This window comes from Alcaligenes parafaecalis (assembly GCF_026344135.1).
GTDB lineage: Bacteria > Pseudomonadota > Gammaproteobacteria > Burkholderiales > Burkholderiaceae_B > Alcaligenes > Alcaligenes parafaecalis.
The window spans coordinates 416473-442524 of the sequence record NZ_JAPKNA010000002.1; the positions used below are offsets into that span (position 1 = coordinate 416473).

General features: G+C 56.8%; 25 protein-coding genes. 17 read left to right on the top strand and 8 right to left on the bottom strand.

The features are described 5' to 3' along the window. Nucleotide 1: 1 nt before the first annotated feature. The gene (gene phoB, locus OSH09_RS08825) at nucleotides 2-712 is read right to left on the bottom strand and encodes a phosphate regulon transcriptional regulator PhoB (protein WP_042486659.1); all 711 of its coding nucleotides are present in this window, start codon (nucleotides 710-712) and stop codon (nucleotides 2-4) included. Between the two features lie 247 nt (nucleotides 713-959). Here phoB and ubiE point away from each other — a divergent pair, with 247 nt between their 5' ends. The 6 genes from ubiE (at nucleotide 960) to rfaE2 (ending at nucleotide 6833) form a co-directional block, all read left to right on the top strand. Then, nucleotides 960-1730 (top strand): bifunctional demethylmenaquinone methyltransferase/2-methoxy-6-polyprenyl-1,4-benzoquinol methylase UbiE, encoded by a 771-nt coding sequence (gene ubiE, locus OSH09_RS08830; RefSeq protein ID WP_207875819.1) that lies wholly within the window; start codon nucleotides 960-962, stop codon nucleotides 1728-1730. A gap of 213 nt (nucleotides 1731-1943) precedes the next feature. After that, the gene (locus tag OSH09_RS08835; protein WP_266120769.1) at nucleotides 1944-2936 is read left to right on the top strand and encodes a Tim44 domain-containing protein; all 993 of its coding nucleotides are present in this window, start codon (nucleotides 1944-1946) and stop codon (nucleotides 2934-2936) included. Nucleotides 2937-3116: 180 nt separating this feature from the next. Then, nucleotides 3117-3746 carry a ubiquinone biosynthesis accessory factor UbiJ gene (locus OSH09_RS08840; RefSeq protein WP_266120770.1) on the top strand — a complete coding sequence of 210 codons (630 nt, stop codon included), beginning with the start codon at nucleotides 3117-3119 and terminating at the stop codon, nucleotides 3744-3746. A 2-nt stretch (nucleotides 3747-3748) separates the two neighbouring features. Continuing rightward, entirely contained in the window at nucleotides 3749-5305 is a 1557-nt protein-coding gene (gene ubiB, locus OSH09_RS08845) for a ubiquinone biosynthesis regulatory protein kinase UbiB (protein WP_266120771.1), read from the top strand. Nucleotides 5306-5479: 174 nt separating this feature from the next. Beyond that, nucleotides 5480-6349, top strand: coding sequence for a ferritin-like domain-containing protein (locus OSH09_RS08850; RefSeq protein ID WP_207872285.1), 870 nt, complete (start codon nucleotides 5480-5482; stop codon nucleotides 6347-6349). 1 nt (nucleotide 6350) lies between these two features. Next, complete coding sequence (gene rfaE2, locus OSH09_RS08855; protein WP_207872284.1) at nucleotides 6351-6833, top strand: D-glycero-beta-D-manno-heptose 1-phosphate adenylyltransferase; 483 nt, start codon at nucleotides 6351-6353, stop codon at nucleotides 6831-6833. Between the two features lie 59 nt (nucleotides 6834-6892). On the opposite strand, the gene OSH09_RS08860 is transcribed toward rfaE2, so the two are convergent. The 5 genes from OSH09_RS08860 to OSH09_RS08880 form a co-directional block, all read right to left on the bottom strand. After that, nucleotides 6893-8215 (bottom strand): TolC family outer membrane protein, encoded by a 1323-nt coding sequence (locus OSH09_RS08860; RefSeq protein ID WP_243430151.1) that lies wholly within the window; start codon nucleotides 8213-8215, stop codon nucleotides 6893-6895. A gap of 15 nt (nucleotides 8216-8230) precedes the next feature. Next, a complete protein-coding gene (locus tag OSH09_RS08865; RefSeq protein ID WP_207872282.1) occupies nucleotides 8231-8911 on the bottom strand; it encodes a protein-L-isoaspartate O-methyltransferase family protein in 681 nt (226 codons plus the stop codon). A 74-nt stretch (nucleotides 8912-8985) separates the two neighbouring features. Next, nucleotides 8986-9681, bottom strand: coding sequence for a 5'-methylthioadenosine/adenosylhomocysteine nucleosidase (locus OSH09_RS08870; RefSeq protein ID WP_266120772.1), 696 nt, complete (start codon nucleotides 9679-9681; stop codon nucleotides 8986-8988). Between the two features lie 39 nt (nucleotides 9682-9720). Further along, on the bottom strand, nucleotides 9721-10539 hold the full coding sequence (thiD, locus tag OSH09_RS08875; RefSeq protein WP_207872280.1) for a bifunctional hydroxymethylpyrimidine kinase/phosphomethylpyrimidine kinase: 819 nt from the start codon (nucleotides 10537-10539) through the stop codon (nucleotides 9721-9723). Nucleotides 10540-10546: 7 nt separating this feature from the next. Beyond that, entirely contained in the window at nucleotides 10547-11353 is an 807-nt protein-coding gene (locus OSH09_RS08880) for a thiazole synthase (RefSeq protein WP_207872279.1), read from the bottom strand. 682 nt (nucleotides 11354-12035) lie between these two features. On the opposite strand from OSH09_RS08880, the gene OSH09_RS08885 reads away from it, so the two are divergent. From OSH09_RS08885 to OSH09_RS08935, 11 genes are all read left to right on the top strand, one after another. Continuing rightward, entirely contained in the window at nucleotides 12036-12383 is a 348-nt protein-coding gene (locus tag OSH09_RS08885; protein WP_207872277.1) for a hypothetical protein, read from the top strand. A 107-nt stretch (nucleotides 12384-12490) separates the two neighbouring features. Continuing rightward, nucleotides 12491-12829, top strand: coding sequence for a hypothetical protein (locus OSH09_RS08890; protein ID WP_222668878.1), 339 nt, complete (start codon nucleotides 12491-12493; stop codon nucleotides 12827-12829). Next, entirely contained in the window at nucleotides 12826-13764 is a 939-nt protein-coding gene (locus OSH09_RS08895; protein WP_266120773.1) for a CorA family divalent cation transporter, read from the top strand. The genes OSH09_RS08890 and OSH09_RS08895 overlap by 4 nt, the downstream gene beginning before the upstream one ends. 64 nt (nucleotides 13765-13828) lie before the next feature. After that, complete coding sequence (locus OSH09_RS08900) at nucleotides 13829-14128, top strand: hypothetical protein (protein ID WP_207872274.1); 300 nt, start codon at nucleotides 13829-13831, stop codon at nucleotides 14126-14128. 3 nt (nucleotides 14129-14131) lie between these two features. Then, nucleotides 14132-15085, top strand: coding sequence for a magnesium transporter CorA family protein (locus tag OSH09_RS08905; RefSeq protein ID WP_266120774.1), 954 nt, complete (start codon nucleotides 14132-14134; stop codon nucleotides 15083-15085). Then, nucleotides 15082-15984 carry a CorA family divalent cation transporter gene (locus OSH09_RS08910; protein ID WP_266120775.1) on the top strand — a complete coding sequence of 301 codons (903 nt, stop codon included), beginning with the start codon at nucleotides 15082-15084 and terminating at the stop codon, nucleotides 15982-15984. The genes OSH09_RS08905 and OSH09_RS08910 overlap by 4 nt, the downstream gene beginning before the upstream one ends. A 249-nt stretch (nucleotides 15985-16233) precedes the next feature. After that, complete coding sequence (locus OSH09_RS08915; protein WP_266120776.1) at nucleotides 16234-17949, top strand: porin; 1716 nt, start codon at nucleotides 16234-16236, stop codon at nucleotides 17947-17949. 389 nt (nucleotides 17950-18338) lie between these two features. Beyond that, entirely contained in the window at nucleotides 18339-18656 is a 318-nt protein-coding gene (locus OSH09_RS08920) for a hypothetical protein (RefSeq protein WP_207872270.1), read from the top strand. Between the two features lie 332 nt (nucleotides 18657-18988). Continuing rightward, on the top strand, nucleotides 18989-19474 hold the full coding sequence (locus OSH09_RS08925; RefSeq protein WP_243430150.1) for a sigma-70 family RNA polymerase sigma factor: 486 nt from the start codon (nucleotides 18989-18991) through the stop codon (nucleotides 19472-19474). A 5-nt stretch (nucleotides 19475-19479) separates the two neighbouring features. Further along, nucleotides 19480-20457 (top strand): FecR family protein, encoded by a 978-nt coding sequence (locus OSH09_RS08930; RefSeq protein ID WP_266120777.1) that lies wholly within the window; start codon nucleotides 19480-19482, stop codon nucleotides 20455-20457. 63 nt (nucleotides 20458-20520) lie between these two features. After that, nucleotides 20521-22944 carry a TonB-dependent siderophore receptor gene (locus OSH09_RS08935; protein WP_266120778.1) on the top strand — a complete coding sequence of 808 codons (2424 nt, stop codon included), beginning with the start codon at nucleotides 20521-20523 and terminating at the stop codon, nucleotides 22942-22944. 18 nt (nucleotides 22945-22962) lie between these two features. Here the strand turns inward: OSH09_RS08935 and OSH09_RS08940 are convergent, their stop codons facing one another. Further along, entirely contained in the window at nucleotides 22963-23976 is a 1014-nt protein-coding gene (locus tag OSH09_RS08940) for an ABC transporter substrate-binding protein (RefSeq protein ID WP_266120779.1), read from the bottom strand. 133 nt (nucleotides 23977-24109) lie between these two features. After that, entirely contained in the window at nucleotides 24110-25993 is a 1884-nt protein-coding gene (locus tag OSH09_RS08945) for a TonB-dependent receptor domain-containing protein (RefSeq protein ID WP_266120780.1), read from the bottom strand. Nucleotides 25994-26052: the final 59 nt, after the last annotated feature.

Consider the following 26052-nt stretch of genomic DNA (forward strand, 5'->3'; position numbering starts at 1 on the left):
ATCAGGCGCTTGGAGCCTTTTCCAGTGGGGAAAGGGCAAAACGATAGCCTGAGCCACGGATCGTTTCAATATGTTTATCGTGTCCACTAGGCTCCAGCGCCTTGCGCAAGCGGCGGATATGGACGTCTACCGTGCGTTCTTCCACAAACACGTGGTCGCCCCAGACCTGGTCCAGCAATTGGGAGCGGGTGAATACGCGCTCGGTATGGGTCATGAAAAAATGCAGCAAACGAAATTCGGTAGGCCCGATAGTCAGCGCCATGCCCTGGCTGGACAAGCGATGTGTGCTGGGATCCAGTTGCAGATTGCCAATGGAGATGACATCGTCCGTCAACTGAGGTGCGCGGCGGCGCAGCACGGCCTTGATGCGGGCAATCAGCTCTTTGGGCGAGAAGGGCTTGGTGATGTAATCGTCCGCACCGGCTTCCAGACCATCGACCTTGTCCTGCTCCGAGCCTTTGGCGGTCAGCATGATGACCGGGATATGACGGGTACGTTCGTCCGAGCGCAGTTTGCGGGCCAGATTGATGCCCGAGGAGCCGGGCAGCATCCAGTCCACCAGAATCAAATCAGGCAGCTCGGCGCGGATGAGGATCTGGGCTTGCTCGGCATCGAAGGCGCGTAGCACTTTATGGCCTGCAAAAGACAGGTTGACAGAGATCAGCTCCTGGATCGCAGGCTCATCTTCCACGACTAATATGCTTGTACTCATTGTTAGCTTCAGACTGGTCCGATAAAAAATAAAAGAGGGTCAGGCAGGCTGTCTGTATTGTGCTTGAGTACTTGGCCCGTAAGGCGGCTCAAGGGCAATACGGGGGCGCTTGCATCCCTGACTGCACGTAATAGCGCCATCATATGGCGTTAATGTTTCAGGTTTGTGAACGTGCATGAAACGGTGGCTGTCAGTGGGCTGGATTTTCGTTTCTGTACCGGGAAATCTGCGTTACGATTATGCCACTATGGAAAAACAGCGTCCTCAACACCCCTCCGCTCAGAACGCCGACACGCACTTCGGCTTTCAAACCGTGGCCGAAAGCGAAAAAGCGGGCAAAGTTGCCCAGGTTTTTCATTCGGTAGCTAACAACTACGACATCATGAATGATCTGATGTCGGGCGGCCTGCACCGTATCTGGAAAGCCTTCACCATTGGCCGAGCGGCCGTGCGTCCTGGCATGAAAGTGCTGGATATTGCAGCGGGAACGGGTGATTTGACCAAAACCTTTGCGCGTCAGGCGGGTGCGGATGGCGAAGTCTGGCATACCGATATCAATAGCTCCATGCTGCGCGTGGGCCGTGATCGTCTGCAAGACAAGGGCATCATCACCCCGGTGGCGGTCTGTGATGCCGAGCACCTGCCTTTCCCCGATGGCTATTTTGACCGTGTATCGGTGGCCTTTGGTTTGCGCAATATGACGCACAAGGACCGCGCGCTGGCTGAAATGAAGCGGGTGTTGCGTCCAGGCGGCAAATTGCTGGTGCTGGAGTTTTCCCGCGTGGCCAAGCCTTTGCAGGCCCCGTATGACTGGTATTCCTTCAATATCCTGCCCCGTATTGGCAAGTTTGTGGCCAAGGACGAGGAAAGCTACCGCTACCTGGCTGAATCCATTCGCATGCACCCCGATCAGGAAACCCTGGCCGACATGATGCGCGAAGTGGGCCTGGAGCGTGTGCAGTATTTCAATCTGACAGCCGGTGTGGCCGCGCTGCACGAAGGCATTCGCCTGGATTGATGTCGGGCGCTCCCTTTCTATAAACAGCGGCACCTTTGGGTGCCGTTCGTTTTTCGTCTGTAATTAAGGGTAAAAAAAACATGGTGCATGAGAAGTTGTCATGTTAATGTTCAGCTTATCGTAAGTTTTCTTGAATAATCGACTGGGACGGCATGGCCGGGGGCTTCAAAACCCTGTGTGTTAGACGCTGATCTTGGTTAGGAGTTTGTGACTATGTCTGGACGGCTTTCTCGTTATTTCATGGCCGCTGTATTGGCTTTTAGCACTGGCGCTTTGCTGACTGTTTCCTATGATGCGGAAGCACGTCGCATGGGTGGTGGTTCCAGTTTTGGCCGCCAGTCCTCCAACATCACGAGCAACCGCTCGGCAGCGACACCGCCTGCTGCAGCAAATAATGCCACTCGCTCGGCTGCTCCTGCTGCGGGCGCTGCTGCTGCCGGTACGGCCGCCGCTGGTACTGCTGCCAAGTCGGGCATGTCCCGCTTCCTGGGCCCGATCGCCGGTATTGCTGCTGGTCTGGGTATTGCTGCCTTGCTGTCCAGCATGGGTCTGGGCGGTGCGTTCCTGGAAATGATGTCCAGCCTCTTGCTGATCGGTCTGGTGATCTTCGCCGTTCTGTTCATCGTGCGTCGTTTCCGTGGTTCGGCTGCTCGCCCCGCCATGCAACAGGCCGGTGGTCAGTCCATGATGCGTAATGCTGATCCAGCACCTAGCCCATGGCAACAGCCTCAGGCTGCGCCAGCACCTATGCCTGCTGCCGCTCCTGCTGCTCAGCCCGCTGCAGCGGCTGCGGTTCCCGCACCACCTGTAGACGAAAGCTGGTTTATTCCCGGTGATTTCGACACTCCTACGTTCCTGGCCAATGCCAAGACTCAGTTTGTGGAAATCCAGAAGCTGTGGGACAAGGGCGACGTGGAACAACTGCGTACCTTCTTGACCGATGATCTGCTGAAAGAAGCGGCCCCTCAGATTGCACAGCGCCAGGGCGATAACGTCACCCAGATCGTGCTGTTGAATGCTGAACTGCTGGGCATCGAAAAAGTAGCCGATGGTCACCTGGCCAGCGTGCGCTACTCCGGTATGTTGCGCGAAGAGGTCGGGGCAGAAGCCTTCCGCTTTGAAGAAGTCTGGAATCTGTTCAAGGCCGACGGCGCAGGTTGGATGCTGGCTGGCATTCAGCAAATCCCGGTTGACCCCAACGCTTAATCGTCATCTATACAAACAGCCGCCTTGTTCCTCAGGCGGCTGTTCTGTTATGAGCGCTCTCGTTTCTCCGTGATCCCATTTGCCCGTGTTCCTCTAGCCCCGTGCATCCGGCCGTGTCTGTGTCGGGTTAAACTGGCTGTTTTAATTGGACTGGTTTACTTGCCCCGGCAGTAGACTTGCATGGACATGCTTGGTATCCCCTCATTCCTAGAACCTGGCGCCGTGGGCGTGCGTTTGCTCAATGCCTTGCTTGATCGCGAGGACTGGGCGCGTGAACGTCTGCGCGGTTATGCAGGCAAGACAGTCTCGCTGGTCGTGGGCCGTGTGCAACTGATCTACACCATCAGTTCTCAAGGGAAGCTGGAGCAGGGCCATCCTGCCGTGGTGCCCGATGTCACTTTGACCTTGCCGCAAGACAAGCTGCCTGAACTGCCACAAATCCTGCAAGACGGTGATTTCAGCCGTGTCGCTCAGCTGATGCATGTGCAGGGCGAGGCCGGTCTGGCTAATCTGGTGTCCGATCTGGCGGCGAATCTGCGCTGGGATGCGGAGCACGATCTGGCCAATATCGTGGGTGATGTCATGGCGGTGCGTCTGTTCAGCGGTGCGCGCCGTGCTTTTTCGGGCTTGCGTGATCTGGGTCAGCGTCTGACAGGCAATGTCAGCGAATATCTGACGGAAGAAACCGCCTTGCTGGTGACTCGTCCCGAGCTGGATGGCTTGCGAGAGCAATCGACTGGCCTGACTCAACGTCTGGACGAGCTGGATCGGCGTTTGAACCGCCTTGATGCACGTCGGCGGGAGTCCTGAGCATGTTTTCTCTGTGCCGCCTGCTGACTATCCTGCTGGTTGTTTTCCGTTATCGCCTGGATGAGCTGGTTCTATCCAGCATCCGCCATCCCTGGGCGTCGCGCCTGTTGCGTATTGCGCGTCTGGGTCGTAAGCCCAAATTGCCGCGCGGTGTGCGCTTGCGTCTTGCCCTGGAAAGTCTGGGCCCCATTTTTGTTAAATTCGGTCAGGTGCTCTCTACCCGCCGGGACTTGATCCCGCTGGATATTGCCGAGCAACTGGCTTTGCTGCAGGACCGTGTGCCGCCATTTCCATCAGACGTGGCGGAAGCCACTATTCTGAAGGCTTTGGGCGCCTCGCCTTACGAGCTGTTCAAGAAGTTTGACCGCGAACCGATTGCCTCGGCCTCGATTGCCCAGGTGCATTTTGCCGAGCTGCACAACGGCCGCGAAGTCGCCGTCAAGGTGCTGCGTCCCGGCATGCGTGAGGTCATTCACAAAGACCTGCGCCTGATGCGGGTTCTGGCTGTGTTCATGGAACGTCTGGGCCCTGATGCCCGCCGTCTTAAACCGCGTGAAGTCGTCGCCGAGTTCGACAAGTATCTGAACGACGAGCTGGACCTGATTCGTGAAGCCTCCAATTGCAGCCAACTGCGCCGCAACTTCACCAAAGATATAGAACGCACCCAGTTGCTGATTGTTCCTGAAGTGCATTGGGACTACTGCGCCTCGACCGTGTTCACCATGGATCGCATGAAGGGCATTCCGGTCAATCAGATTGACCGTTTGCGCGCCGCCAATGTGGACTTGAAGGATCTGGCCCGTAAAGGTGTAGAAATCTTCTTCACCCAAGTCTTTACCGACGGTTTTTTCCATGCCGACATGCACCCGGGCAATATTTATGTCTCGGATGCGCCTGAATCTCTGGGCCGCTACATTGCCCTGGACTTTGGCATTGTGGGTTCGCTGTCCGAGTTCGATAAGAACTATCTGGCACAAAACTTCCTGGCTTTTTTTCGGCGCGATTATCGCCGGGTGGCTCAATTGCATATTGAGTCCGGCTGGGTGCCACCTGAAACCCGCGAAGAGGAGTTGGAAGGCTCGGTACGCGCGGTGTGTGAACCGTATTTTGACCGGCCCTTGTCCGAGATCTCCCTGGGGCAAGTGCTCTTGCGCCTGTTCCAGACCTCGCGCCGGTTCAATGTGGAAATTCAGCCGCAGCTTGTGCTGCTGCAGAAAACCCTTCTGAATGTGGAAGGGATGGGGCGGGACCTGGATCCGGAACTGGATCTGTGGGATACCGCCAAACCTTATCTGGAAAAGTGGATGTACCAACGTATTGGTCCATCGGGCTTTTATTCGCGTTTGAAACAGGAAGCGGGGCAGTGGGCCCAGATCATGCCGCAGCTTCCGCGTCTGGTGTATTCCGCTTTGAATAGGCCAGAGACAGGGCAGGCGTTGAACCAGGAACTTAAGCTGTTGCGCCAGTCGCAGCAGCAGACCAACCGATTATTGACTGCCTTATGTGCTGTGCTGGCAGTTGCGGTCGGGGTGGCCATCTGGGCTTTGGTGGGGCGATAAGTGTGATCTACCCGCAACGCGTCAGTTTTTTTGTGGCTGACATATTTCTGATAACTGCAGGTTCTACGATAGACGCAGGTCCGCCAGCTTCTTGCTAAGCTGGCGCTTTCCGGCGCCTTCCGGACGGTGAATGGCCGCCCTCAAGGAACCGCTTGATTCTTTTTAGGAATCGTTATGCTTTACCATGACTTATTTAAATCCATGGAAGCGGTGCGCTGGAATTTCGCGCATGACATACCGTGGGATGACTTTGATGGCACCAAGCTCAGCGATGAGCAGGCTTACACCATCAAAATGAACGCCATCACCGAGTGGGCTGCTTTGCCTGCTACCGAAATGTTCCTGCGTGACAATAAAGATGACAGCGACTTTTGCGCCTTTATGTCCGTCTGGTTCTTTGAAGAGCAAAAGCACTCGCTGGTCTTGATTGAATACCTGCGTCGTTTCCGCCCCGAGCTGATGCCTACCGAAGAAGAGCTGCACAAAGTGCGCTTTGACTTCGATCCGGCTCCCGCCATGGAAACGCTGATGCTGCACTTTTGCGGTGAAGTGCGTCTGAACCACTGGTACCGCCGTGCGGCAGACTGGCATACCGAGCCAGTGATCAAGTCCATCTACAAAATCGTGGCCCAGGACGAAGCCCGTCACGCAGGTGCTTACCTGCGCTACATGAAGCGTGCTCTGGTGCATAAAGGCCAGGAATTTGGTCTGCAAGCACGTCTGGCTTTCTCCAAAATTGGTGTTCTGATGGCTTCGGCTCATCGCACCGCCCAGGCTTTGCACCCCACCAACTTGCACGTTAATAAAGCCATGTTCCCGGAAGATACGGTGCAGTCCAAACTGCCATCGCCCGGTTGGCTGGAAAACTGGCTGGATACGCAGATTCGCTTCGACAAGGAATGGGAGCACAAGGTCAGCTCGCGTATCTTGCACAATATGTCGCTCTTGATGGGCAGCTCGTTCGAGACCGTGCAGGAATTGAACCGCTACCGTAAGGACTTGGCGCGCCAAGTAGGTTCGGACTCGCCTTTGGTGCAAGCTTGATATGAGCGCACGGTTCGAGGCCAAGGTTCTGAATCTTGAGGCTTTACAGCAGGAACTGGCACAGGGACGCCTGGCGCGTCCCCTGGTCTTTACCAACGGTGTATTTGATATTTTGCATCGTGGGCATGTCAGCTACCTGGATGAAGCCGCTCAATTGGGCGCTTCGCTGATTGTCGGTGTGAATACCGATGCCTCGGTACGTCGCCTTAATAAAGGGCCGGAGCGCCCCATCAATCCGGAGCAGGATCGTGCTGCCTTGCTGGCTGCCTTGGCCTGCGTCGATGCGGTGGTCTTGTTTGATGAAGATACGCCCGAAGCCTTGATCGCTGCGCTACGCCCGGATCTGATCGTGAAGGGTGGCGACTACGATATGGAAGCCTTGCCCGAAACGGCCCTGGTGCGTAGTTGGGGAGGCGATGCGGTCGCCATTCCTTTTGAGTTTCAGCGTTCCACAACGGCGTTGGTCAAGAAGCTACGCGACTGAACAAGCAGTATTGAAGTTTTGAGTCCCGGCATGGTCCGGGATTTTTTTGCTTGTGGGGCTCAGGATGCTGGTTGAAGCAGATCGTTCACGGCGCGCAGGTCGTTTTCGTTCAAGGTGCCGCTGGCGGCTTTCAAGCGCAGGCTGTTCATCAGGACTTCGTAACGGGCCTGAGCCAAGCTGCGTTGTGCTTCGTAAAGCTGTTGCTGGGCATTGAGTACGTCGATATTCACACGCACCCCGATCTCGTAAGCCAGCTTATTGGCCTCCAGAGCGTCCTGGCTGGACTTGGTGGCTGCTTCCAGGGCCTGCACACGGACCAGGCCCGTGGTGACGCCAGAGAAGTACTGGCGCGTTTGCTGGATGGATTGCTGAATGGCGAACTGGTGATCATAGCGGGCCTGTTGCAGGCGCGAGCTTTGTTCGCGGACTTGCGAGCTGGTTTCACCGCCCCGGAAAATCGGGATGCTTAGCTCCAGACCCAAAGCACTGTTCAAGGAGCGAGGGCCACCGCCCGCTTGTCCAAACAAGGTTTGGTCGCTGCCACTGCCTGTCTGGGCTTTCAGAGCCAAGGTGGGTTCATGCAGGGCTTGAGTGCCTTTCAACTGCTCTTCGGCAGCACGCGCCTTGATGTCAGCCAGCGCCACTTTCAAGCCGGATTGGCTGGACTGATCCAGCCAGTCTTGCAGGTTCGCTGGTTGAGGGGCAGGCAAGCGCAAAGGTTCACGCAGGCGAGCCAAGGTCTCATAGCGTTCCAGCGTTAACGCGGCCAGTTTGTCCTGGGCGACTTGCAGTGCATTTTCTGCTTGCAGCACACTGGCGCGGGTCAGATCCAGACGCGACTTGGCTTCGTAGGTATCGGTAATCGTGGTGCCGCCCAGTTGAAAGGTTTGGTCGGCGGCGCGCAATTGCTCGTCAATAGCAGCCTGCTGCGCTTTCAGGGTGGACAGCGTGTCTTGCGCCGCCAGCACATCAAAATAGCTTTGGCTGACGCGCAGCATCAAATCCTGACGGTCCAGCGTTAACTGAATATCGGCACCCTGCGCCAATAGCTGAGCGCGTTCATAGCGGGCCCAAGCATTGCGGTTGTAGACGGGTTGGCTCAGCGTCAGTGTCCAGGCGGCTCGGTCGCTGGAGTGCTGGTTGGACAGCTTGCTGGTTTGACGGCGTTCTTGCAGTTCGGCTGTGCCGATAGCGCTGATTTGCGGCAGCAACTGCGCCCGGCTTTGGGGTACTTGTTCCTGGTCTGCCTGATGGACTGCCTGGGCCGCACCAAATTGCGGTTCATGTGCCAAGGCCTGGTTCCAGGCCTGCAGCAAATCTTGCGACTGGGCAGTGCTGCTTAAGGCAAGCAGCGAGAGCAGCGCCAGGCGCAAGGAAGTCATGAACCGCATAGGTGTTTAAAAACGAAACTGAGAGACGGCGGTGCCGCGCAATGGTTTGATCCAGGTGTCGAACAGGGGCGTGGTCTCAAAGCTGGCAGCGCTGGTGCGTGTAATACGCACGGCTGTCATGACCGGGTTTTGACCGACCACTACAACCAGACGGCCCCCAATACAGAGCTGATACTTCAAGGCATCAGGAATGGTAGGCACGGAGCCGGTGACCAAAATGGCGTCGTACTCGGTGGTGCCCCAGCCTGCGTGTGCATCGCCCACTTCAACTTTGACGTTGCGCACATTGTTGCGTTGCAGGTTTTCCTGGGCGAAAGCGGCCAGCTTGCTGTCAATTTCGATGGAAGTGACTTGTTGGGACAGGTGAGCCAGCAAAGCCGCCTGATAACCCGAGCCAGTACCAATTTCCAGCACGCCATCGCTGGCTTCCAGGAGCAGCTCTTGCGCCAGACGGGCTTCCACTTTGGGCGAGAGCATGGTCTCGTGCGTGTCCACGGCATTGATAATCAGTGGCAGCTCGGTGTCCGAAAAGGCCGACGAGCGCAAAGACGAGGGAACAAAGCGTTCACGCTGGACCTCGACCAATGCTTGCAGCACTTTTTCGTCGGATACGTTCCAGGGACGGATCTGTTGTTCCACCATGTAGTAACGGGCACGTTCGAGTTCAGACAGCGCAATATGGTTCATAGCTTCCAGAAAACTAAAGGCTTGGCAAAGAGCCGATTATAAGCCAGCGCATCGATAAAGATGCGCTGTTGGACTTAGCAGGATGGCACCATCGCATGGAGCAAGGTGCTGGCGTTATTGACGGCGATGGGCAAAAAGGTATCAAAATCCATGTGCGCTTCGCTGTTGGCATTGTCTGAAATACTGCGAATGCAGACAAACGGCACGGTATTCAGATAGCACACCTGGGCAATGGCGCCACTTTCCATTTCGCAGGCTAAAGCGTTAAAGGTGGCGCTTAACCACTGTATTTTATCGTTACACGCGATAAATTGGTCGCCGGTAACAATTCGGCCCGTATGGATCTGGTGGCCTTCGATCTGCCGGGCAGCCGTTTGGGCAACCGCCAGCAGGGCGGGGTCAGCCGGAAAGTCAAAGGTATCCAGACGGAACACTTGTCCCGGCGCCAGCCCCAGAGCCTTGAGCTCCACATCGTGCTGGACCAGCGTATCGGCAATGACGATATCGCCCGGGCGAATGCTGGGCTCGACGGCACCGGCAATACCAATATTGATGATGCTGCCTACGGCAAATTCCGAGATCAGCATCTGGGTGCAGGCAGCGGCATTGACCTTGCCTACGCCGCAGACCACGGCCACCACAGGCTTGCCCAGATAGCTGCCGCGATGAAAATCCATGCCTGCGCGCTGGATAGTCTGGGGCTCTTGCAAGCGCTCCAGCACAATTTCCAGCTCTTCGCGCATGGCGACAATAATTCCAAGTGTAGACATAGGGCAGGGGCCTTACGCGGCCCGATCAAACGGCACGTATCAGGACGATGGCCACAGTTTATGGAAGTGATGCACCGGACCGTGTCCGCTGCCCACAGTCAGTTCACCCGAACGGGCAATGGCTTCGTACAAGTACTTTTTGGCAGCCAGGGCGGCGTCCGGCACATTGCTGTATTGGGGCAGCAGGGCGGCCAGTGCAGCCGACAAGGTGCAGCCAGTGCCATGGGTATTGGCGGTATCAATACGCTTGGCGGGCATTTCAATCATCTTGTCGCCATCGTGCAGCAAGTCTATGCAGTCCGAACCGGGCAGGTGGCCGCCTTTCAGGAATACCCAGCGCTGATCGCTGTGATTCATCAGGCGACGCAGGCGCTCGGCAGCCTGACGCATTTCCTTGACGGTTTCTACCGGGCGGGCATCCAGCAGGACACCGGCTTCGGGCAGATTGGGCGTGATCATGGTGCATTGGGGCACCAGTTGCTCGCGCAAGGCATGGACGGCGGCCTTTTCCAGCAGGTGGTCGCCACTTTTGGCGATCATCACCGGGTCCAGTACCAGATGCTTGGGCTTGAAGTGAGCCATGCGTTCGGCCACCACGGTGGTGACGGCCTCCTGGCCCAACATGCCGATCTTGACGCCATCAATGCGCACATCGGCAAACAGGGTATCAATTTGCTGGCGTACAAAGTCGGCAGGAACCGGGCTGATGCCGGTGACACCTTGGGTGTTTTGTGCCGTCAAAGCAGCAATGACAGCGGTGGCATAAGCACCCAGGGCGCTCATGGCTTTGACATCAGCCAGAATACCGGCGCCGCCGGAGGGGTCAACTCCGGCAATGGTCAGCGTGTTGGGAATCATGTCTCGTTCAGGTACGGGAGTGAATCAGCCCCTCAGTGGGCGAACTGGGGTCGGCATCGTAGTATTTGCGGGGCACGCGGCCAGCCAGATAGGCGTGGCGACCGGCTTGCACAGCCAGATTCATGGCACTGGCCATCATCACAGGCTGACGGGCACCGGCAATCGCGGTGTTCATCAGCACGCCATCACAGCCCAGTTCCATGGCAATCGCCGCATCCGAGGCGGTACCGACACCGGCATCCACCAGCACAGGCACTTTGCTCTGATCGATGATCAGGCGCAGGTTCCAGGGGTTGATGATGCCCATGCCCGAACCGATCAGGGAGGCCAAAGGCATGATGGCAACACAGCCGATATCTTCCAGCATGCGGGCCTGGATGGGATCGTCGGCGCAATACACCATGACGTCAAAGCCTTCATCCACCAGAGTTTTAGCGGCTTTCAGGGTTTCGGGCATATTGGGGAACAGATTGCCAGCGTCGCCCAGCACTTCCAGTTTGACCAGCTTGTGGCCGTCCAGCAGTTCGCGGGCCAGACGCAAGGTGCGCACCGCGTCGTCAGCGGTGTAGCAGCCTGCCGTGTTGGGCAGCAGCGTGTACTTGGAGGGGGGCAGGTAATCGAGCAGATTGGGCTCGTTGGCGTTTTGACCGATATTGGTGCGGCGAATGGCCACAGTCACAATTTCAGCGCCGCTGGCTTCAATGGCCAGGCGGGTTTCGTCAAAATCTTTGTATTTACCGGTGCCTACCAATAGCCGGGATTGGTAGCTGGTGCCGGCCAGGATAAAGGGATCGTTGTTCACTGTTTGGGTCATGGTGGTGCTACGTAAAACATCCGCTTCTGGGGCGGATAAAGAATTGGTTTTTTGCTGGGCAAACACTGCAAGAATAATCCATTTGGCCGGTACTCGCAGGAAAACCCGTATGGCGGCTTGTCTGTGTACGGTGGGGATTTGGATCCGGCAGAGGGAAGGCCGAGGATGCAGGCCGAATTGGGCTGCAGGCGCAGCGAATATATACCTTGGCATATTCGCATTATGTTTAAGGCCATGCACAAGGCCCCAATGCCGACTGGCCCTGCCAGGGCTGCGATGCGAAAATTCTGTTGTTCCTCAAGAACGGGATTTTTCTTGAGGGATCCGTAGATTTCATGCGCTCTTTCTGTTTCATCGGTCGGACTCAAGCCTCAGGTGCTGATGTACCTGAGGCTTGAGTCCGATTGGCTACGGTCCTGGACCTTTCAGACCGAAGCAGAGCGCCTGTTCATGGCTGATGTCTTTGCCTTTTCCAGGTCTTTGTACAGACAGTCCGTTTTTTTTGATTGATAGAGGAGCACGTTCTTGGGCCCTGACCCTGAATCTGAAAGACGCACACCTGCGTCCTGCCCAGCGTTTCATGCCTGCATGAAACCCCACTGCGAATTGAGCACCGGCTCCAGGTTCCTCACGGTCTAGACGTGTGAGGTGCTTCTGTGGCCGCGTGCCTCAGGAGAATCTCATGCTGTTTCGCTACTCCCGTCCCCACGATGGCCTGCAACGCGCTTTGCGCATGGCTGTCGCTACTTACCGCCCCGTCGCCGTGTGCGACTTGCTGGCTTCACACGGCACCTTGGCCTTTGCCAAGGCCTTGCCGGATCTCTCGGCGCGCGTTCGTGCTGATGTCCTGGCCATGCTGCCTGAGTCTGATCGTCACCAAATCCAGACGGCCATGACGACGGGCATTCGTACTGGTCATTTGGGCCGTCGCCAGAGCCCCGGCCCCGCACCCAGTTTGTTCACCCTGTTCCCGCACCGCTACGGCACGCAGGACTGGTTGCGTGAGTATCGACAGCCCCAGCGCTCTTGAGCGCCGGACGCTGCCTTTTCTGTTAACCCACCACAACTAGCCAGCCCATGCGGGGGTCGCATCGTCATGGGCGGCTGGTTTGGTTTTTATCAAGCCAAAAGAGTGCTATGCCGCAAACCATTCCCTCTTCTTTGAGCAGCAAACCGTATCAAGACAACTCGCTTGCCGCCCAGGTCTGGACTCGTTCAGCGCGTCGTCCCAGTGCCGCTCCCTTCAAAGGCCGCAAGCGTTGGTCGCGCTACGAGCGTTTGTCTTTTTCCATGCTGCTCTCTTCGTGGGGCATTTTGATTGTGGTGGTGAGCTGGCTGTTTTTCAGCAACTCGCACCTGGAAACCCGGACCAGTTCCACCTCCGGCTCGCATTCCAGTTTTTACATGGGAACCTCGACGCCGTCGCCCGATGCGTCCACCTCCCAAGAGACCCGTTCTGATGGAGATCAACAATGACGGACCAAGGTAAAACGCCGCCGCTTTTTGGCAACGACGGCCAGCCCAATAACTGGATGCGGATCAGCATCCACGCCACCGAGCAGATCAGTGGCCTGCGCAAAAAGCTGGGCGTGGAAATTCCCCAGACCTTGCAGAACAGCCCTACTCAGGAAGGAGCGTTCAGCTTTGTGCCCGTGACATTTTTGAATGTGGAAAAGGGCCAGAAGAAAGCCAGCCGTGTGGTCTTCATCCTGAGCCGCCAGGTTCTGGTGTCGATTGAGCCGGACCCCAGTCCCAAACCCTTGGCCCAGGCGTTGCAACGCTTGCAGCGTGATGGCCGGGAGAACGACTCCTTCGAGAGCTTTGCCGTCATCTTGCAGTCCATTAACGACGCGGCTGACGAGCTGCTGGATTCCCTGAGCCATGATCTGGGCAAAGTGTTGACCCAGACCAATGCCGTGCTCAACAGCCTGGAAACCAAAGACCGGGACTTTGGAGTCAGCGACGTGGTGTCCACCCAGATGGACCTGAGTGAAGTGGAAGAGTTGCTGTCCGATTGTCTGGAAAGTCAGTTGCAGTTGGCTATGGCGGCCCGTCATGCCCTGGCTCGTTTACCCGCCGATCAGGAAAAACTCAAACCGGTATTCCATACCTTGATCGAAGACATCGAAGCCGTGGAAAAGCAGGTGAACTTTGTGCACGACCGTGTCCGTCTTTTGCAGACCACCAACAATATGGCGTTGAACGTCAAGCAGAACCAGATTGTGAAGGTGTTCTCGGTGGTGACGGCCGTATTCCTGCCCGCCATGCTGATCTCCACCTACTACAGCATGAACTTTGCCTATATGCCGATTCTGCAATGGGAGCACGCCGAAATGGTGGGGATTATTTCCACCGCCTTGTTCTCCATGCTGCCGCTGATCTATGTGAAACACCGGGGCTGGCTGCGCTAGAGCGCGCCTGGGCGAGCGTCGGGCTCGCAGCCTTTGACAATTAAATGAATGGGAAGAATTTCGTATGTTGAACACACTGAAAAGCAGCGCCGAGGTGGCAACGGCAGGCTCGGACAAATTGCGTGGTCTGGTCTGGAATGAAGATTTGAGCCTGCAGTCGGACTCCAACGCGGCGGTCCAGCAGCGTCGCCAGGCGATTGACCGGGCCCGTGCCAGCCGCCCGCGCACCGCGCATATCGAACGCGAAATCATGATTGCGGTGGTGGTGCTGTACATCCTGATTCTGGGCAGTTTTGCCGGTCTGCACTTGTACGGCCACTACATGGTTTCCCCGGACGCCGAACAGGTACAAAGCGAGGACTAAGCCATGACTGATAAAAAACAGGGGGGTGCCGTGGTGTCCAGCCTGAGCGACAAGCGCGGGCAAAAAACAGCATGGCTGCAACTGTCGGCCAGCCGTCACGAGGAATTGGCCGAGGCACAGGCCAAACTGGGTCTGGATTTGAGTATCAAACGGGGCCGTGCCGCCGCCGAAGAGGCAGGCTTTATTCTGATTCCCGTGGAAATGGTGATACGCCAAGGACAGCAGTATCGGGAAACCAGTCTGTTGTTTGCTTTGGGTAAAGATCGTTTGATCAGTGTGGAGCAGGACGTACGTGTGGATACGCTGGAGCGGGTCAGCCAGCAATTGCATGCCCTGGTGGATTCGGGCCAGCCTGCACCCAGCCCCGCGTCGATTCTGTTCATGATTTTGCAGGCCTTGAACGATCAGGCTCGCGCTACGATTTCTGACGTGGCCGGTCGTCTGGACGAGCGCAGCGATACGGTCGCGGCGGCCAGTGGCGGCTTTGATACCTCGGGACGTCAGGCCGGGGTAGCAGATATCGCCAGCACCGCCATCGGTTTGGGTGAGGCGGAAGAGCTGGTCGCTAAAACCGTGGAAGGTCAGTTGATGCTCGCACGAGCGGGCCGCTGGCTGCGTCGCACCCCCGGTGGTGAAAGTGCAGAGAACCTGTCCATGCTGCTTTCGGACATTCAAAGCTTGCGCCGCTATGCCCGTTTCCAGCACGACAAAATCCGCAATCTGCAGCAGTCCTTGATGACCACATTGGATTTGAAGCAAAACCAGGTGATCAAGGTCTTTACGGTGGTGACCGCCGTGTTCCTGCCGCCCACGCTGATCGCTGCGTTCTACGGCCAGAACTTTGCGAATATGCCCGAGCTGGAAATTGTCAGCGGAGAGTGGCTGGTGATGGGCATGACCGCCATTTTTGCCTTGGCTCCTTTGGCCTACGTGAAACGCAAAGGGTGGATGCGATGACGGCCCGTTTCAAGGATATGGCTTCCTGGCGGCGCTTGCAGGCCCCCGACCGTCAGGCACTGGAGGACTTGGGCAAGTTGTACCGCGTGGATCTGGTGCCGCAGACTCAGGCCAGCCTGGGCATGAGTACTCGTATCCGCTGTGTGCGCCTGCAGGAGGATCAGGTACAGGTTTCTGACCTGGTCTGGCGCTTGGGAGAGGATGAACAGCCGCTGTACACCGTGGAAACGGGGCATCGCCTGCTGCGTCCAGGCCAGGCGCTGGAACGCCTGAGTGCGCAGGAAATGTCTTTGGCCAGCTCGCATGCCTTGGCCTTGACGCTGCTGTATCAACTGTTGGCCCAGACCTCTCAAGTGCTGGATCGCATTGATCAGGGCTTGAGCGTCTCCACCTTGTCCCTGCGCGGCTTTCTATCCAATGTAGGCACGGATTATTCGCGCGGTGCCGAGGACATGATTGATCTGGATAGCCATATGGCCACCCTGCACAAGCCGCTGTCTTACGTCATGCATTCGATTGACGATCTGGAGCAGGCCGCACAGCGTTTGCGCCGCTTGGTGTATCAGGGACAAAGCATGGCCTTGAGCCGCGTGGACGAGCTGATTGCCGCCATTGAAGGGATGCAGCGCCGTGCGCATTTTGCCATTGAGCGTCAACGGTTTCATTGGCGTGCTGCAGGCGAATCCGTGGCCATGAGTGATCTGAACGTGACCAAAGTCTTTACCGTGCTGTGGGCCTTGCTGGTGCCCGGCACGGCCTTGATTAACTGGTATGGTCAGAACTTTCATGTCATGCCCGAGTTATCTTGGGAAGGCACAATGTGGGTGCAGTTGGTGACCGTTCTGGCTTTGACGGCGGTGCCGATATGGACAATCAAAAAATCGGGCGCATTGCGTTGAGGGAGAACGCTGTGTGTTGGCCCGGTAGTGCGACACGCAGGCTGTTTGTTGAAGAACTCATTGAACGAAACAGAGGTGTCGATGGCCGATGACCACGAGATAGTGCCCGCTGGTTCTGAATGCAAGCCAGCGGGCGGTAATTCCTACCCGAATCAATCAGCGATTTTTGTCTTTCCACTGCGACGGTAAACACATCCTTAGCCTTTCAGAGCGGGGTGGCCGTCCCTGTACCAATGTGTAGAGGTACCCATGAATGCAAGCCAGTTTTTCCATCCCGATCACAGCGCCGTCGTACACCAGAGCCCGGTGCGTCTGGTGCGCCGCGCCCACTGTGCGCTGAGCTACTACGCCACCCGCAGCGTGCCGCATGTGTTGCAAGCCTTGAATACCCAGCGCCACGGCCTGGCCTTTGATGAAGTCTTGCGCCGTCTGATTCAGAACGGCCCCAATCAAATCCGGGCGCTGCGCTCCAGCGCCGGTGATCTGCTCCAGTTGGCACAGACTTTAAGAAAACAAACGTGTCAGGTGCGCCGTGATTTGACCATGTACGATCTGGCGCGCGATCACCAGTCCCGTGTACCCGCTCGCATGGTGGTGACGGGCGATGTGGTGCTGTTATCGGCAGGGGATTATGTGCCCGCCGATCTGCGCCTGATTCAGCAGGATCACCTGATTTTGAACCGCGCTATTTTGCAGGCGGCACCGGATACCTGCGCCATGGGCGACCGGGTAGTGGCAGGCACGGCACAGGGAGTGGTTGTGGCAACGGGGAATAAAACTTTATTGGGGATTTTGATGCGTGAACCTGCTCCGGCCGTTTCTGGCTGGCGTCGTGTGCTGGAATTCAGCCCTTTTCAATTGAGTAAAGCCGCCTCGCTGGCAGCGGGTGTGGCGCTGGCCGGTATGGCTGGTTTGCTGCTGCCCAGTCACAGCCATGCTGAAACCTCGGTGCAACTGTATGGCACTTTGGATGCTGGTTTGGGCTGGACACGTATTAGCGGCGAAGGCTCGCAGCGCGAGGTCTTGAGCGGCGGGCAGACGGACTCCCTGTGGGGGATTCGCGGCCATGAAGATTTGGGTGATGGCCTGCGCGCGACCTTCAATCTGGAAAGTGGCATTGATCTGGCGACGGGCCGGGCTGAAGAATCAGATCGTCTGTTCAACTATCAGGCCTGGCTAGGTCTGGGCAGTGAGCACTGGGGGGAGCTGCGTTTTGGACGCCAGTACACCGTTGGTCAGGAGTTTGTTTCTGCGGTGGAAGTGGGTTCCTGGAAAGACTTTGGTATGGGCGCCTTGATGCGCGCTTCCGATAATTATCAGATCTCCAATCAGTTCAGTTGGCGCAGCCCCGAATGGGCGGGCATGCAGTTAGGTGCCAGCTACAGCGCAGATGTGGGTGAGCAGGGTATGGGTGGCTCACGGACCAAACTCTATAGCGTGGCCCTGCGCTACGAGGATGGCCCTTGGTTGCTGGGCGCCAGCTATGAAAGCCTGAGCCGTGTTGAATCCAATCGTCCTACGGCCTGGCAATTAGGGGCCAGCTATGACTTTGAGGTGGCCCGCCTTGCTGCTGGCTGGAGCCGTCAGAGCAATGGTTTTGTGGGTCTGAATGGTGATGATGGCCCGGCCCATCTGGAAGACAAAGGGCTGGGAGGTTTGGGCCCGGCAGAATTCATTAACGGTGGCCGTCTGGATACCTGGTATGTCGGCACGGCGATTCCAGTGGGCAAGGGCGAGTTTCAGTTGCAGTGGTCTTTGGGCCGTCCGAACTGGACCTGGGAGGATACCGACGAGCGCGCACGTCGCATTCAGGTGATGTCTGTGGGCTATGTGCATGCCTTGTCGCCCCGCACCAGTGTCTATGCCTTTGCGGCTCAAGGACGTCGCTTTGATATGGAAACCGCTGCCAACGCCAGCGAACCGCGTAGCAGCCGTGTGGCCTTTGGTCTGACGCACCACTTCTAAGTAGCGTGCTGCTTTCCTGCGCTTGGGCTGTTCATGGATCAGGCTCAAGGGCAGGAGATCTGCAAGGGGGCAGAGACTTGGGGATGCGCGGCTTACCCACCTATCCCTAAGTATAAATTTGATGGCCATAGGGTGATGAAAGGTGTGCCAATGCCTGGCAGACAAGCCCATACCCAGATGCGAAAATATCGTTGGTGCAAAAACCGTTGCACCTTCTTTTTTAACTACTCACGTTTAAAAGTAAATGGATCCTGATCCTTCTTTATGGCTTTGTTCCTGTAAAGGACAAGCCTCCTCAATGACCGGTCAATTGGACGCTGGACCACAAAGCGGGCCCCTCTGATGAGGTGAGCACTCTTTCTGGGCCCCTGTGTCCGAAGGAGAATGCTATGTTCCGCCTCAACCTGTTCCGTTCCGCTCCACACAACAACGCTCTGCAAGACGCTCTGCGCCTGGCTGCATCCCGCCAGCGCCAAGGCTATCTGCTGGAGCTGCTGCAAACTCACGGTGCTCGCGAGTTTGCTTACGCCCTTAACGACCTGTCCGGTCGCACCATTGAAAACGCACTGTCCACGCTGCCTACGGTGGAACGTAGCCAAGTCCTCAAGCATCTGTCCCGTCGTGCACAAGCCCGTCTGAATGATGCAGAAGGCTTCCGCCGTCCACCTACCCATGCTGTGCTGACTTTGCCTTCTTTCATGATGTAAGGCCGAGTTTGTAGGGGCCTTAAGGTTTGCTGTGTGTGGGCCTGCCTGGCCCTCTATCGCTGTAATCTCAGTACAAGTATGTCATCGCAGGCACCACCCTTTGGGTGGTGCCTGTTCCGTCTTGATTCAGGTTTGAGTCCGCCCCCACTTTCGGTTTTCTGTTTGCCTCCTCGGTGCTAAAAGGTGTTTTCTGTTGCCATCTGTCGTGGCAAGACGACGCTTGCCGTGCATGCGCGCGGCATCCTCACTTTTTCATGTCATAATTTTGGAATGAGAATGATTATTGATTAGTGCGTGTAGGGGATATGGACTATCCGGCAGCGCCCATAGGGATGGGAGATTTCTATCAAGATCACCGTAGCTGGTTGCTGCGGTGGTTGCGTGCGCGCCTGCATTGCAGCTTTACAGCGGAAGATCTGGTTCAGGACACGTTTGTTCGTCTGCTTCTGGCACCGTCCGCTGTTCATCATTTACGTCACCCCCGTGCGTTTCTGGCCACCACGGCCAGACGGCTTCTGATTGATCGCAGCCGACGTCTGGCGGTAGAGCAGGCCTATCTGGATGCCTTGGCGGCCACGCTGGCCGAAGGGGCTCAAGCGCCCTCGGCAGAGCAGTGTGCTCAAACCCTTGAAGCCCTGGCCTTGTTGGCCCAAGCCTTGGACGAGCTACCTGAACGGACGCGCATGGCATTTTTAAGCTGCTATCTGGATGGGGAAACCCAGTCAGTGGTGGCTCAGCGCCTGGGCGTCAGCGAACGCACCGTGCGTAATGATCTGGTGCAGGCCTTGCTCCATATCCAGACCTTGATTCCTGCTTGAGCCTCATGTCCAGCACGGAAATTGAACGACAGGCGGCCCAATGGGTAGTGCTTCTGTCCGACCCCGAACAATTCACCGAGCAGGCCCAGGCCGAGTTCAGAGCCTGGCGTGCCCAGGATCCTCGTCATGAAGCGGCGGCCGTCGGGATGGAAACCGTGCTGGGTACGGTGAAAAAACTGGCCGTACAAGCGAATACCGCCCCGGGACGTAGTGCTCTGGATGCAGGCCTGTCGGCACGGCGGAAGCTGCTACGTGATTGGCGCCAGGGCATGATGCTCTCGCTCTGGGCGCTGGCGATTATTTTGCCCATCCTGGCCTTTCTGTTTCCTTGGTCGAATCAGTCCTTGCACACCGCTGCTGGGCAATGGCGCAGCGTGGTGCTGGAAGATGGCTCTCGCCTGGAACTGGCGGGCGCATCGCGGGTAAAAATTCTGTACAGCAAACAGTACCGGGATATTGAGCTGCTGGAAGGGCAAGTTCGCGTGGTGGTCGCCAAACAGCCGGATCGACCCTTGCGGGTATTAAGCAGTCAGGCTGTCTCGCAGGCTTTGGGCACTGAGTTCATTGTGCAAGAGCAGCCGCAAGGCACCTTGCTGACCGTTTTGTCCTCTCGGATTCTGGCCTATCCACGAGCCCAAGGTCCACAAGCTGCACGCGAGCTGAGGCCTGGGGACCAGGTGCAGATTGATGCGCAAGGTTTGGGTGCGAATCGCCAGGCCGATGTGGAGCGCAGCAAGCGTAATTGGGATCAGCGACAACTGGTGCTGGAGCATATGCCCCTGACACAGGCTTTGGAGCAGATCACCCGCCAGTACCCCGGCAAAACACAGGTCAATCCACAAGGGATGGCAGGTTTGACGGTCAGTGCCGTCTTGCCTGCTGATCAGCCTTTGTCGGCCCTGGCCTTGCTGAAGGATCTGTATCCCGGCTTGCAGGTGCAGAACACGCCAGACGAAATATTGACGATTACTTTCAGGCCTTGATTGCCGCTTTTTTGGGCTCGTGCGTCTTTAACAGATAGACCTTGCCAAAGAAGGAGAGATTTCATGGTCCCGAAGAATGCGCCGCCTTTGGCGCTTGTGAAGACGCCGCTCATGCCTGCTACTTGTCGCCGCCTGCTGGGCTTGGCTGTGGTGGGGGCATTGATGCTGAATGTGGCCCCGGTATCGGCCCAGAACACGCAAGCCTATTCTCTGGAGGCCGGTGATCTGGCCAGCCGCTTGAGCCAGTTTGCTCAACAGGCTGGGGTGGCCTTGGTGATGGATTCCTCGCGATTACAGGGCCTGAGCGCGCCGCGCTTGCAAGGCCAGTATTCGGTACAGGAAGGTTTTGCCGCCTTGCTGGCCGGGCAGCCGTTTCAGGTTCAAAGTCGGGATCAGGGCTATGTCTTGATTGCCTTGTCCGATAGCGACACCCTGGCCGATGAGGCGGGTGTGCAATCGTTGTCGCGTATTGAAGTGCGCCGCAATGCACTGGGCGACATTACCGAAGGTTCAGGCACTTATGCTGCCGGGACGATTGCCACGGCAACCCGTTTGCGCCTGACGCCACGCCAGACACCGCAGGCCATCAGCGTGACCACACGCAAGATGATGGACGACTTTAATCTGACCAGCATTGATGATGTGGTGCGCCATACCCCAGGTGTCAGCATCATTACGTACGACAGTGAGCGTACCGCCTACGAGGCACGTGGTTTCGATATCAAGAACTTCCAGTACGACGGCATCCCCACCTTGCGGGATTCGCCATACTCCGCGGGTAACACTCTCAGCGATATGGCCATTTATGATCGTGTCGAGGTCTTGAAAGGGGCCTCTGGCCTGTTGACCGGCAGTGGTAACCCCGGCGCTACGATCAATATGATTCGTAAAAAGCCGACGCAAGAGTTTCAGGGCCATGCCAGTGCGGGTGCAGGCACTTGGGACAACTATCGTGGTGAGGTGGATTTCTCCGGTCCCTTGAACGAGACAGGCTCTATACGTGGCCGTATGGTCGGCGCCTATCAGGACAAGAAAAGTCAGTTGGACCACTACCAGCGCCAGACCTTGGTGCTGTACGGCATTGTAGAGGCTGACCTGACACCGGATACCCGGCTGACCTTGGGAGCGGACTTGCAGGATAACGACCCCAAAGGCTCGACCTGGGGCGGCATCCCGATCTATGACGCGCAAGGCAACTTCAACGATATGGACCGTTCCTTTAATAACGGTACGCGCTGGAGTCGCTGGAACCAGTACACCCGTTCGGCCTTTGCCACGCTGGAGCATGAGTTCGACAGCGGCTGGATGGCCAAGGTGCAGCTTAACCACCTGATCAATGGTTATGACTCCGAACTGGCTTCGGTGGCTGCTGGCAATCCTGATCCTCTAACCGGCAAAGGCACTTCTTTGTGGTCTGGGCGCTACGTAGGCAAGACGGTATCCAACACGGCTGACTTCTATGCGACTGGCCCCTTTGAACTGTTCGGGCGAGAGCATGAACTGGTGGTCGGGGGTGGGGTATCGCGCCGTCGCTGGACCAATGCGTCTTACGGTGAAAGCAGCAATACCGATGTTCCGAATTACTACGAATGGGATGGCCGCTGGCCGCGCATGAACTGGAAGCATTTGAGAGATGATCGGGAAGTGACACGGGAAAATGGCGTGTATATCAGCACGCGTCTGAACCTGCGTGACGACTTGAAGCTGCTGCTGGGCACACGCTACGCCAACTACAACAAGCTTGATATGCGCGAGACTGGCGTATGGGTGCCGTACTTTGGGGCCGTGTACGACCTGAACGACAACTTCTCGGTCTATGCCAGCTACACCAACATCTTCCAGCCTCAAGACCTGCGGGACGAAGGCGGCCGTACGCTGGACCCCTTGCGTGGCGACAACTATGAGGTCGGTGTCAAAGGCGAGTTCCTGGGGGGGCGTTTGACGTCGAGCGTGGCTTATTTCCAATTGCGTCAGGATAACTTTGGCAAGGAAACGGGGGGGCGCACACCATCAGGCGGCATTGCCTATGAGGCGACCCAGGGCGTGCGTACGAATGGGGTAGAGCTGGAAGTGGCTGGCCAGTTGACGCCGCAATGGCAGATGCACGCGGGCTATGCCTACAAGCTGTCGCGTCGCGATGGTGAAAAGGTGTCGACCTTATCGCCTGAGCATCAGTTCAATATTTACACCACCTATGATTTCGAGGGTGAGCTGAATGGTCTGACGCTAGGTGGCGGTGCACGCTGGCAAAGCAAGACCTGGGGCAATGTAAGCCGACCAGGATCGCCGGGCAAGGTGCAGCATACGGTCTCGGGTTACTGGCTGGTGGATGCGATGGCACGTTATCGCTTCAACAAGAATTTGTCGGCCACCTTTACCGTCAATAACCTGTTCGACAAGCGCTATTACTCCATGTTCTCCTGGTACAGCACGTATACCTGGGGCGAGCCGCGCAACATGATGCTGGCGGTGAAGTATCAGTTCTAAGCCAGAGCTGACAAGCGTCTAGGACACCTGGGCTCGATAGCGATCCAACTGCTCGCACAGTTCGCGAGTAGCCTCTATCAGCCTGGGGCCAGGGCGGTACAGCGCATCCGGGTTCAGGTTCAGCAAAGCGTGGGGGCTCAGGCCCAGATGCTTTTCCCAGAACAGATGACGGGTGCGCAATTGTGCTGGATCACGGTAGGCCATGATCACGACCTGTGGGCGCTTGTGCAGCACATCTTCCAGGCTGATGGTGGGGGCGACGGCGGCATGATGGGCGTAGATATTCTGCGCCTTGCAGGTAGTCAACACATCCTGAATCAAGGGATCGCGCGCCAGGGTGTACAAAGGCTCGGAGCCGATTTCCAGAAACACGCTGACAGTCTCGCCCAAGCGGCTGTTCTGACGCAGGGCGGCAATCTGATTATCCAGCAAGGCGGCGATAGGAACGGCTACATCAGCCGTATCCAGGCTGTCTCCTGCCAGACGGATAAAGGCGGGAATATCGTCCAGTTTTTGGGGTGCGGCAAAGATCAGGCTGATATGGGTTTGCTCTAGCTGGCGCTGTATCTCAGGCCCGATCTGGTTGGACTGCCAGGCCCAGACCTGATCAGGTTTCAGCTCCAGCAGCCGTTCGGGGTTGACGCGCAAGGCGTCCCCAACGCGGGGCAGATCCTTGGCAGCAGGCGGGTAGTCGCTGGAACTGTCCACAGCGATCAAGTGGTCTTGAGCACCGGCGGCAAACAGGATCTCAGTGATGTGAGGGGCCAGACTGATTGCGCGGGCAGGAGCGGTCGTTGGTGTGTACAGCGCCTCTTGGTCTGTTGAGGCTTTTTGTACTTGTTGATCTTGCTGCTTGTTTTGTACCTCTTGAGTGCTTTGTTCTGTGCTTGTCTGTGTCTGTGTCTGTGTCTGTGTCTTGGGCTGTGCTTGAATCTGCGCCTGTGATTGCAGCGGGTCTTTCTCACGCGCTTGCGTCAGGATGGGCAATCCCGAAAGCAGGACGAACAGGCCAAGCAAAGTCCATAGCCCCAATCCGCTCCAGACAGAGCGCTTCGGGTGTTGGAGACGAAACGTCGCAGGCAAAGAGGGCATCATGCGCCTTTAAGTAAATGGCGCGGCTCTTGAGCAGAACCGCGCCAGAATCAAGCGAAGCTGATTTTACTGCTTACATGCGCCAGGCAAAGTTCAGGAACACGCTGGAGCCTGCGTTGTTGTAGCCACGGCTGGCCAGGTTGTAGTCCTTGTCGAGCACATTGTTCCAGCGCAGTTGCGCTTCCAGGCTGGAAGTCAGCGGGTAGCTGGCAGTCAGGTTTAGCAGGCCGTAGCCGCCCAGACGTTGCTCATTCTTTGCGTCTTCATAACGGTGGGAAGCGAACAGGTATTCGGCACCAGTTTTCAGATCACCGAACTTGTGCTCCACGGCCACTTTGTAGTTTTGCTTGGCACGGCGTACCAACTGCTTGTCGGTGTTTCTATCTTTGGGGTCGGTAAAGTCGGCACTAGCAGTCAGCGTGGTGTCGCCCAATTGCTTCATGGCAGTTAGTGTTAGGCCTGTGATACGGGCCCTCTCCGTATTCGTAGTAGTACAGTTAAAGGCAGCGTCGCAGTTATAAGTGTTAATGAAGTCACGAATACTGTTTTGATAAACCACTAGGGCTAATTCAGTCGTGTCGTCTGTATAGCGGATATTGCCTTCGATGTTGCGGGATTTTTCAGGCTTAAGGTTGGGGTTACCAACAAAACTACCATAGTCGCTTGCTTGGTAGGGAGTGTAGAGGTCTGCAAAAGAGGCTGCACGGAAGCCTGTATTGGCGGCCACACCGACCGTCCAATTCGTAGTGAGATCCAAGTCATAGCCCAGTCCACCAGTTACCTTGTGACCAAAGCCGCCAATATTGTCGTTACGGACACTGGCCTGCAGGTGATGTTGATTGATGTCGCCACGGTAGATCAGGGCAAAGGCATTGGTGTTTCGTTTGTCTGCTGTATGAGCGTTGGAGTGGGTCATACGCTCCTCCAGACGTTCAGCTAGCACAGACACTACGTGGCCTTTAGCAACCGTTAGGTCATTTTGCCAACTGTATTGACGTTGTATGGTCGAATAGCGTGAGCTAAACGGATAGTCCACTGTTTCAGCGTGATTGTTAACAGTCTCCTTACCCCAAGACATGTTGAGACGGCTGGACCAAAGCTCGCTTAGCTTGTTTGTGCTGGTTAAACCATAGGCTTGTTGGCGAGCCTGTGTCGTGGGGGTACTGGCTAGTTTCTGGCCGTTGTCGAATTGACCGTCTATATAGTTATTCATGACGGTCAAACCTAGGTGTTGGCCTTTCGCCCATTCGTAACCCACGGAACCACTCAGCCCGTGTTGGGTGTAGCCGTTCTTGTCAGGGTTATAGGTGTATATACCTGCAAGTGGATTAGTAGCATTAAAGCCATCGCTGGTACCGTAGCTGGAGGCCAGGCTGTAGTCCCAACCTTGAGACGCCCCCGAAAAACCGGCGCTGGCTTTGAAGGTGTCTTGCGAACCCACACCAACATTACCCCAGGCACTCAAGGCACGGTCACCGCCACCTTTTTTCGTGATGATGTTGATGACACCACCAATCGCATCCGAGCCATACAGGCTGCTGCCTGCTCCACGCACAATTTCAATGCGCTCGATCAGGGCAGGGTCAATCGCTTGCCAGTTTACCGAACCACTGGTGGGGCTATTGATACGCATGCCGTCAATCATGACGCGGGTATGTTTGGGGTCAGTACCGCGTAAAAAAACGCCGGTTGTAGTCTGCGGACCACCACTGCTGTAAATCTCCACCCCAGGCTGACGCTGCAAAATTTCAGCCACGCTGCTTTGACCCGCTTTCTGCAGGGTCTCCTGATCAATCACCGTTACATCACCTACCACGTTTTTCAGTGGTTGCGCCATGCGGCTAGGGGTAACAACAATTTGATCCAGCTTGGTGACAGAGGCGGTTTGGGCCGTGGCGATGAAAGGCAGGGCGCCCGCCAGGGCGACCATCAAAGGTCTGATGGACAGTAGAGTCATGGAAATTCCTGTGGGATGTGCGTCCCCGCACACCAGTAAGCGAAGCTGCCCCTTGGTGG

Coding starts and splice junctions, on each gene's coding strand:
- phoB (WP_042486659.1), bottom strand. CDS start 712: ATGAGTACAAGCATATTAGTCGTGGAAGATGAGCCTGCGATCCAGGAG.
- ubiE (WP_207875819.1), top strand. CDS start 960: ATGGAAAAACAGCGTCCTCAACACCCCTCCGCTCAGAACGCCGACACG.
- OSH09_RS08835 (WP_266120769.1), top strand. CDS start 1,944: ATGTCTGGACGGCTTTCTCGTTATTTCATGGCCGCTGTATTGGCTTTT.
- OSH09_RS08840 (WP_266120770.1), top strand. CDS start 3,117: ATGGACATGCTTGGTATCCCCTCATTCCTAGAACCTGGCGCCGTGGGC.
- ubiB (WP_266120771.1), top strand. CDS start 3,749: ATGTTTTCTCTGTGCCGCCTGCTGACTATCCTGCTGGTTGTTTTCCGT.
- OSH09_RS08850 (WP_207872285.1), top strand. CDS start 5,480: ATGCTTTACCATGACTTATTTAAATCCATGGAAGCGGTGCGCTGGAAT.
- rfaE2 (WP_207872284.1), top strand. CDS start 6,351: ATGAGCGCACGGTTCGAGGCCAAGGTTCTGAATCTTGAGGCTTTACAG.
- OSH09_RS08860 (WP_243430151.1), bottom strand. CDS start 8,215: ATGACTTCCTTGCGCCTGGCGCTGCTCTCGCTGCTTGCCTTAAGCAGC.
- OSH09_RS08865 (WP_207872282.1), bottom strand. CDS start 8,911: ATGAACCATATTGCGCTGTCTGAACTCGAACGTGCCCGTTACTACATG.
- OSH09_RS08870 (WP_266120772.1), bottom strand. CDS start 9,681: ATGTCTACACTTGGAATTATTGTCGCCATGCGCGAAGAGCTGGAAATT.
- thiD (WP_207872280.1), bottom strand. CDS start 10,539: ATGATTCCCAACACGCTGACCATTGCCGGAGTTGACCCCTCCGGCGGC.
- OSH09_RS08880 (WP_207872279.1), bottom strand. CDS start 11,353: ATGACCCAAACAGTGAACAACGATCCCTTTATCCTGGCCGGCACCAGC.
- OSH09_RS08885 (WP_207872277.1), top strand. CDS start 12,036: ATGCTGTTTCGCTACTCCCGTCCCCACGATGGCCTGCAACGCGCTTTG.
- OSH09_RS08890 (WP_222668878.1), top strand. CDS start 12,491: ATGCCGCAAACCATTCCCTCTTCTTTGAGCAGCAAACCGTATCAAGAC.
- OSH09_RS08895 (WP_266120773.1), top strand. CDS start 12,826: ATGACGGACCAAGGTAAAACGCCGCCGCTTTTTGGCAACGACGGCCAG.
- OSH09_RS08900 (WP_207872274.1), top strand. CDS start 13,829: ATGTTGAACACACTGAAAAGCAGCGCCGAGGTGGCAACGGCAGGCTCG.
- OSH09_RS08905 (WP_266120774.1), top strand. CDS start 14,132: ATGACTGATAAAAAACAGGGGGGTGCCGTGGTGTCCAGCCTGAGCGAC.
- OSH09_RS08910 (WP_266120775.1), top strand. CDS start 15,082: ATGACGGCCCGTTTCAAGGATATGGCTTCCTGGCGGCGCTTGCAGGCC.
- OSH09_RS08915 (WP_266120776.1), top strand. CDS start 16,234: ATGAATGCAAGCCAGTTTTTCCATCCCGATCACAGCGCCGTCGTACAC.
- OSH09_RS08920 (WP_207872270.1), top strand. CDS start 18,339: ATGTTCCGCCTCAACCTGTTCCGTTCCGCTCCACACAACAACGCTCTG.
- OSH09_RS08925 (WP_243430150.1), top strand. CDS start 18,989: ATGGGAGATTTCTATCAAGATCACCGTAGCTGGTTGCTGCGGTGGTTG.
- OSH09_RS08930 (WP_266120777.1), top strand. CDS start 19,480: ATGTCCAGCACGGAAATTGAACGACAGGCGGCCCAATGGGTAGTGCTT.
- OSH09_RS08935 (WP_266120778.1), top strand. CDS start 20,521: ATGGTCCCGAAGAATGCGCCGCCTTTGGCGCTTGTGAAGACGCCGCTC.
- OSH09_RS08945 (WP_266120780.1), bottom strand. CDS start 25,993: ATGACTCTACTGTCCATCAGACCTTTGATGGTCGCCCTGGCGGGCGCC.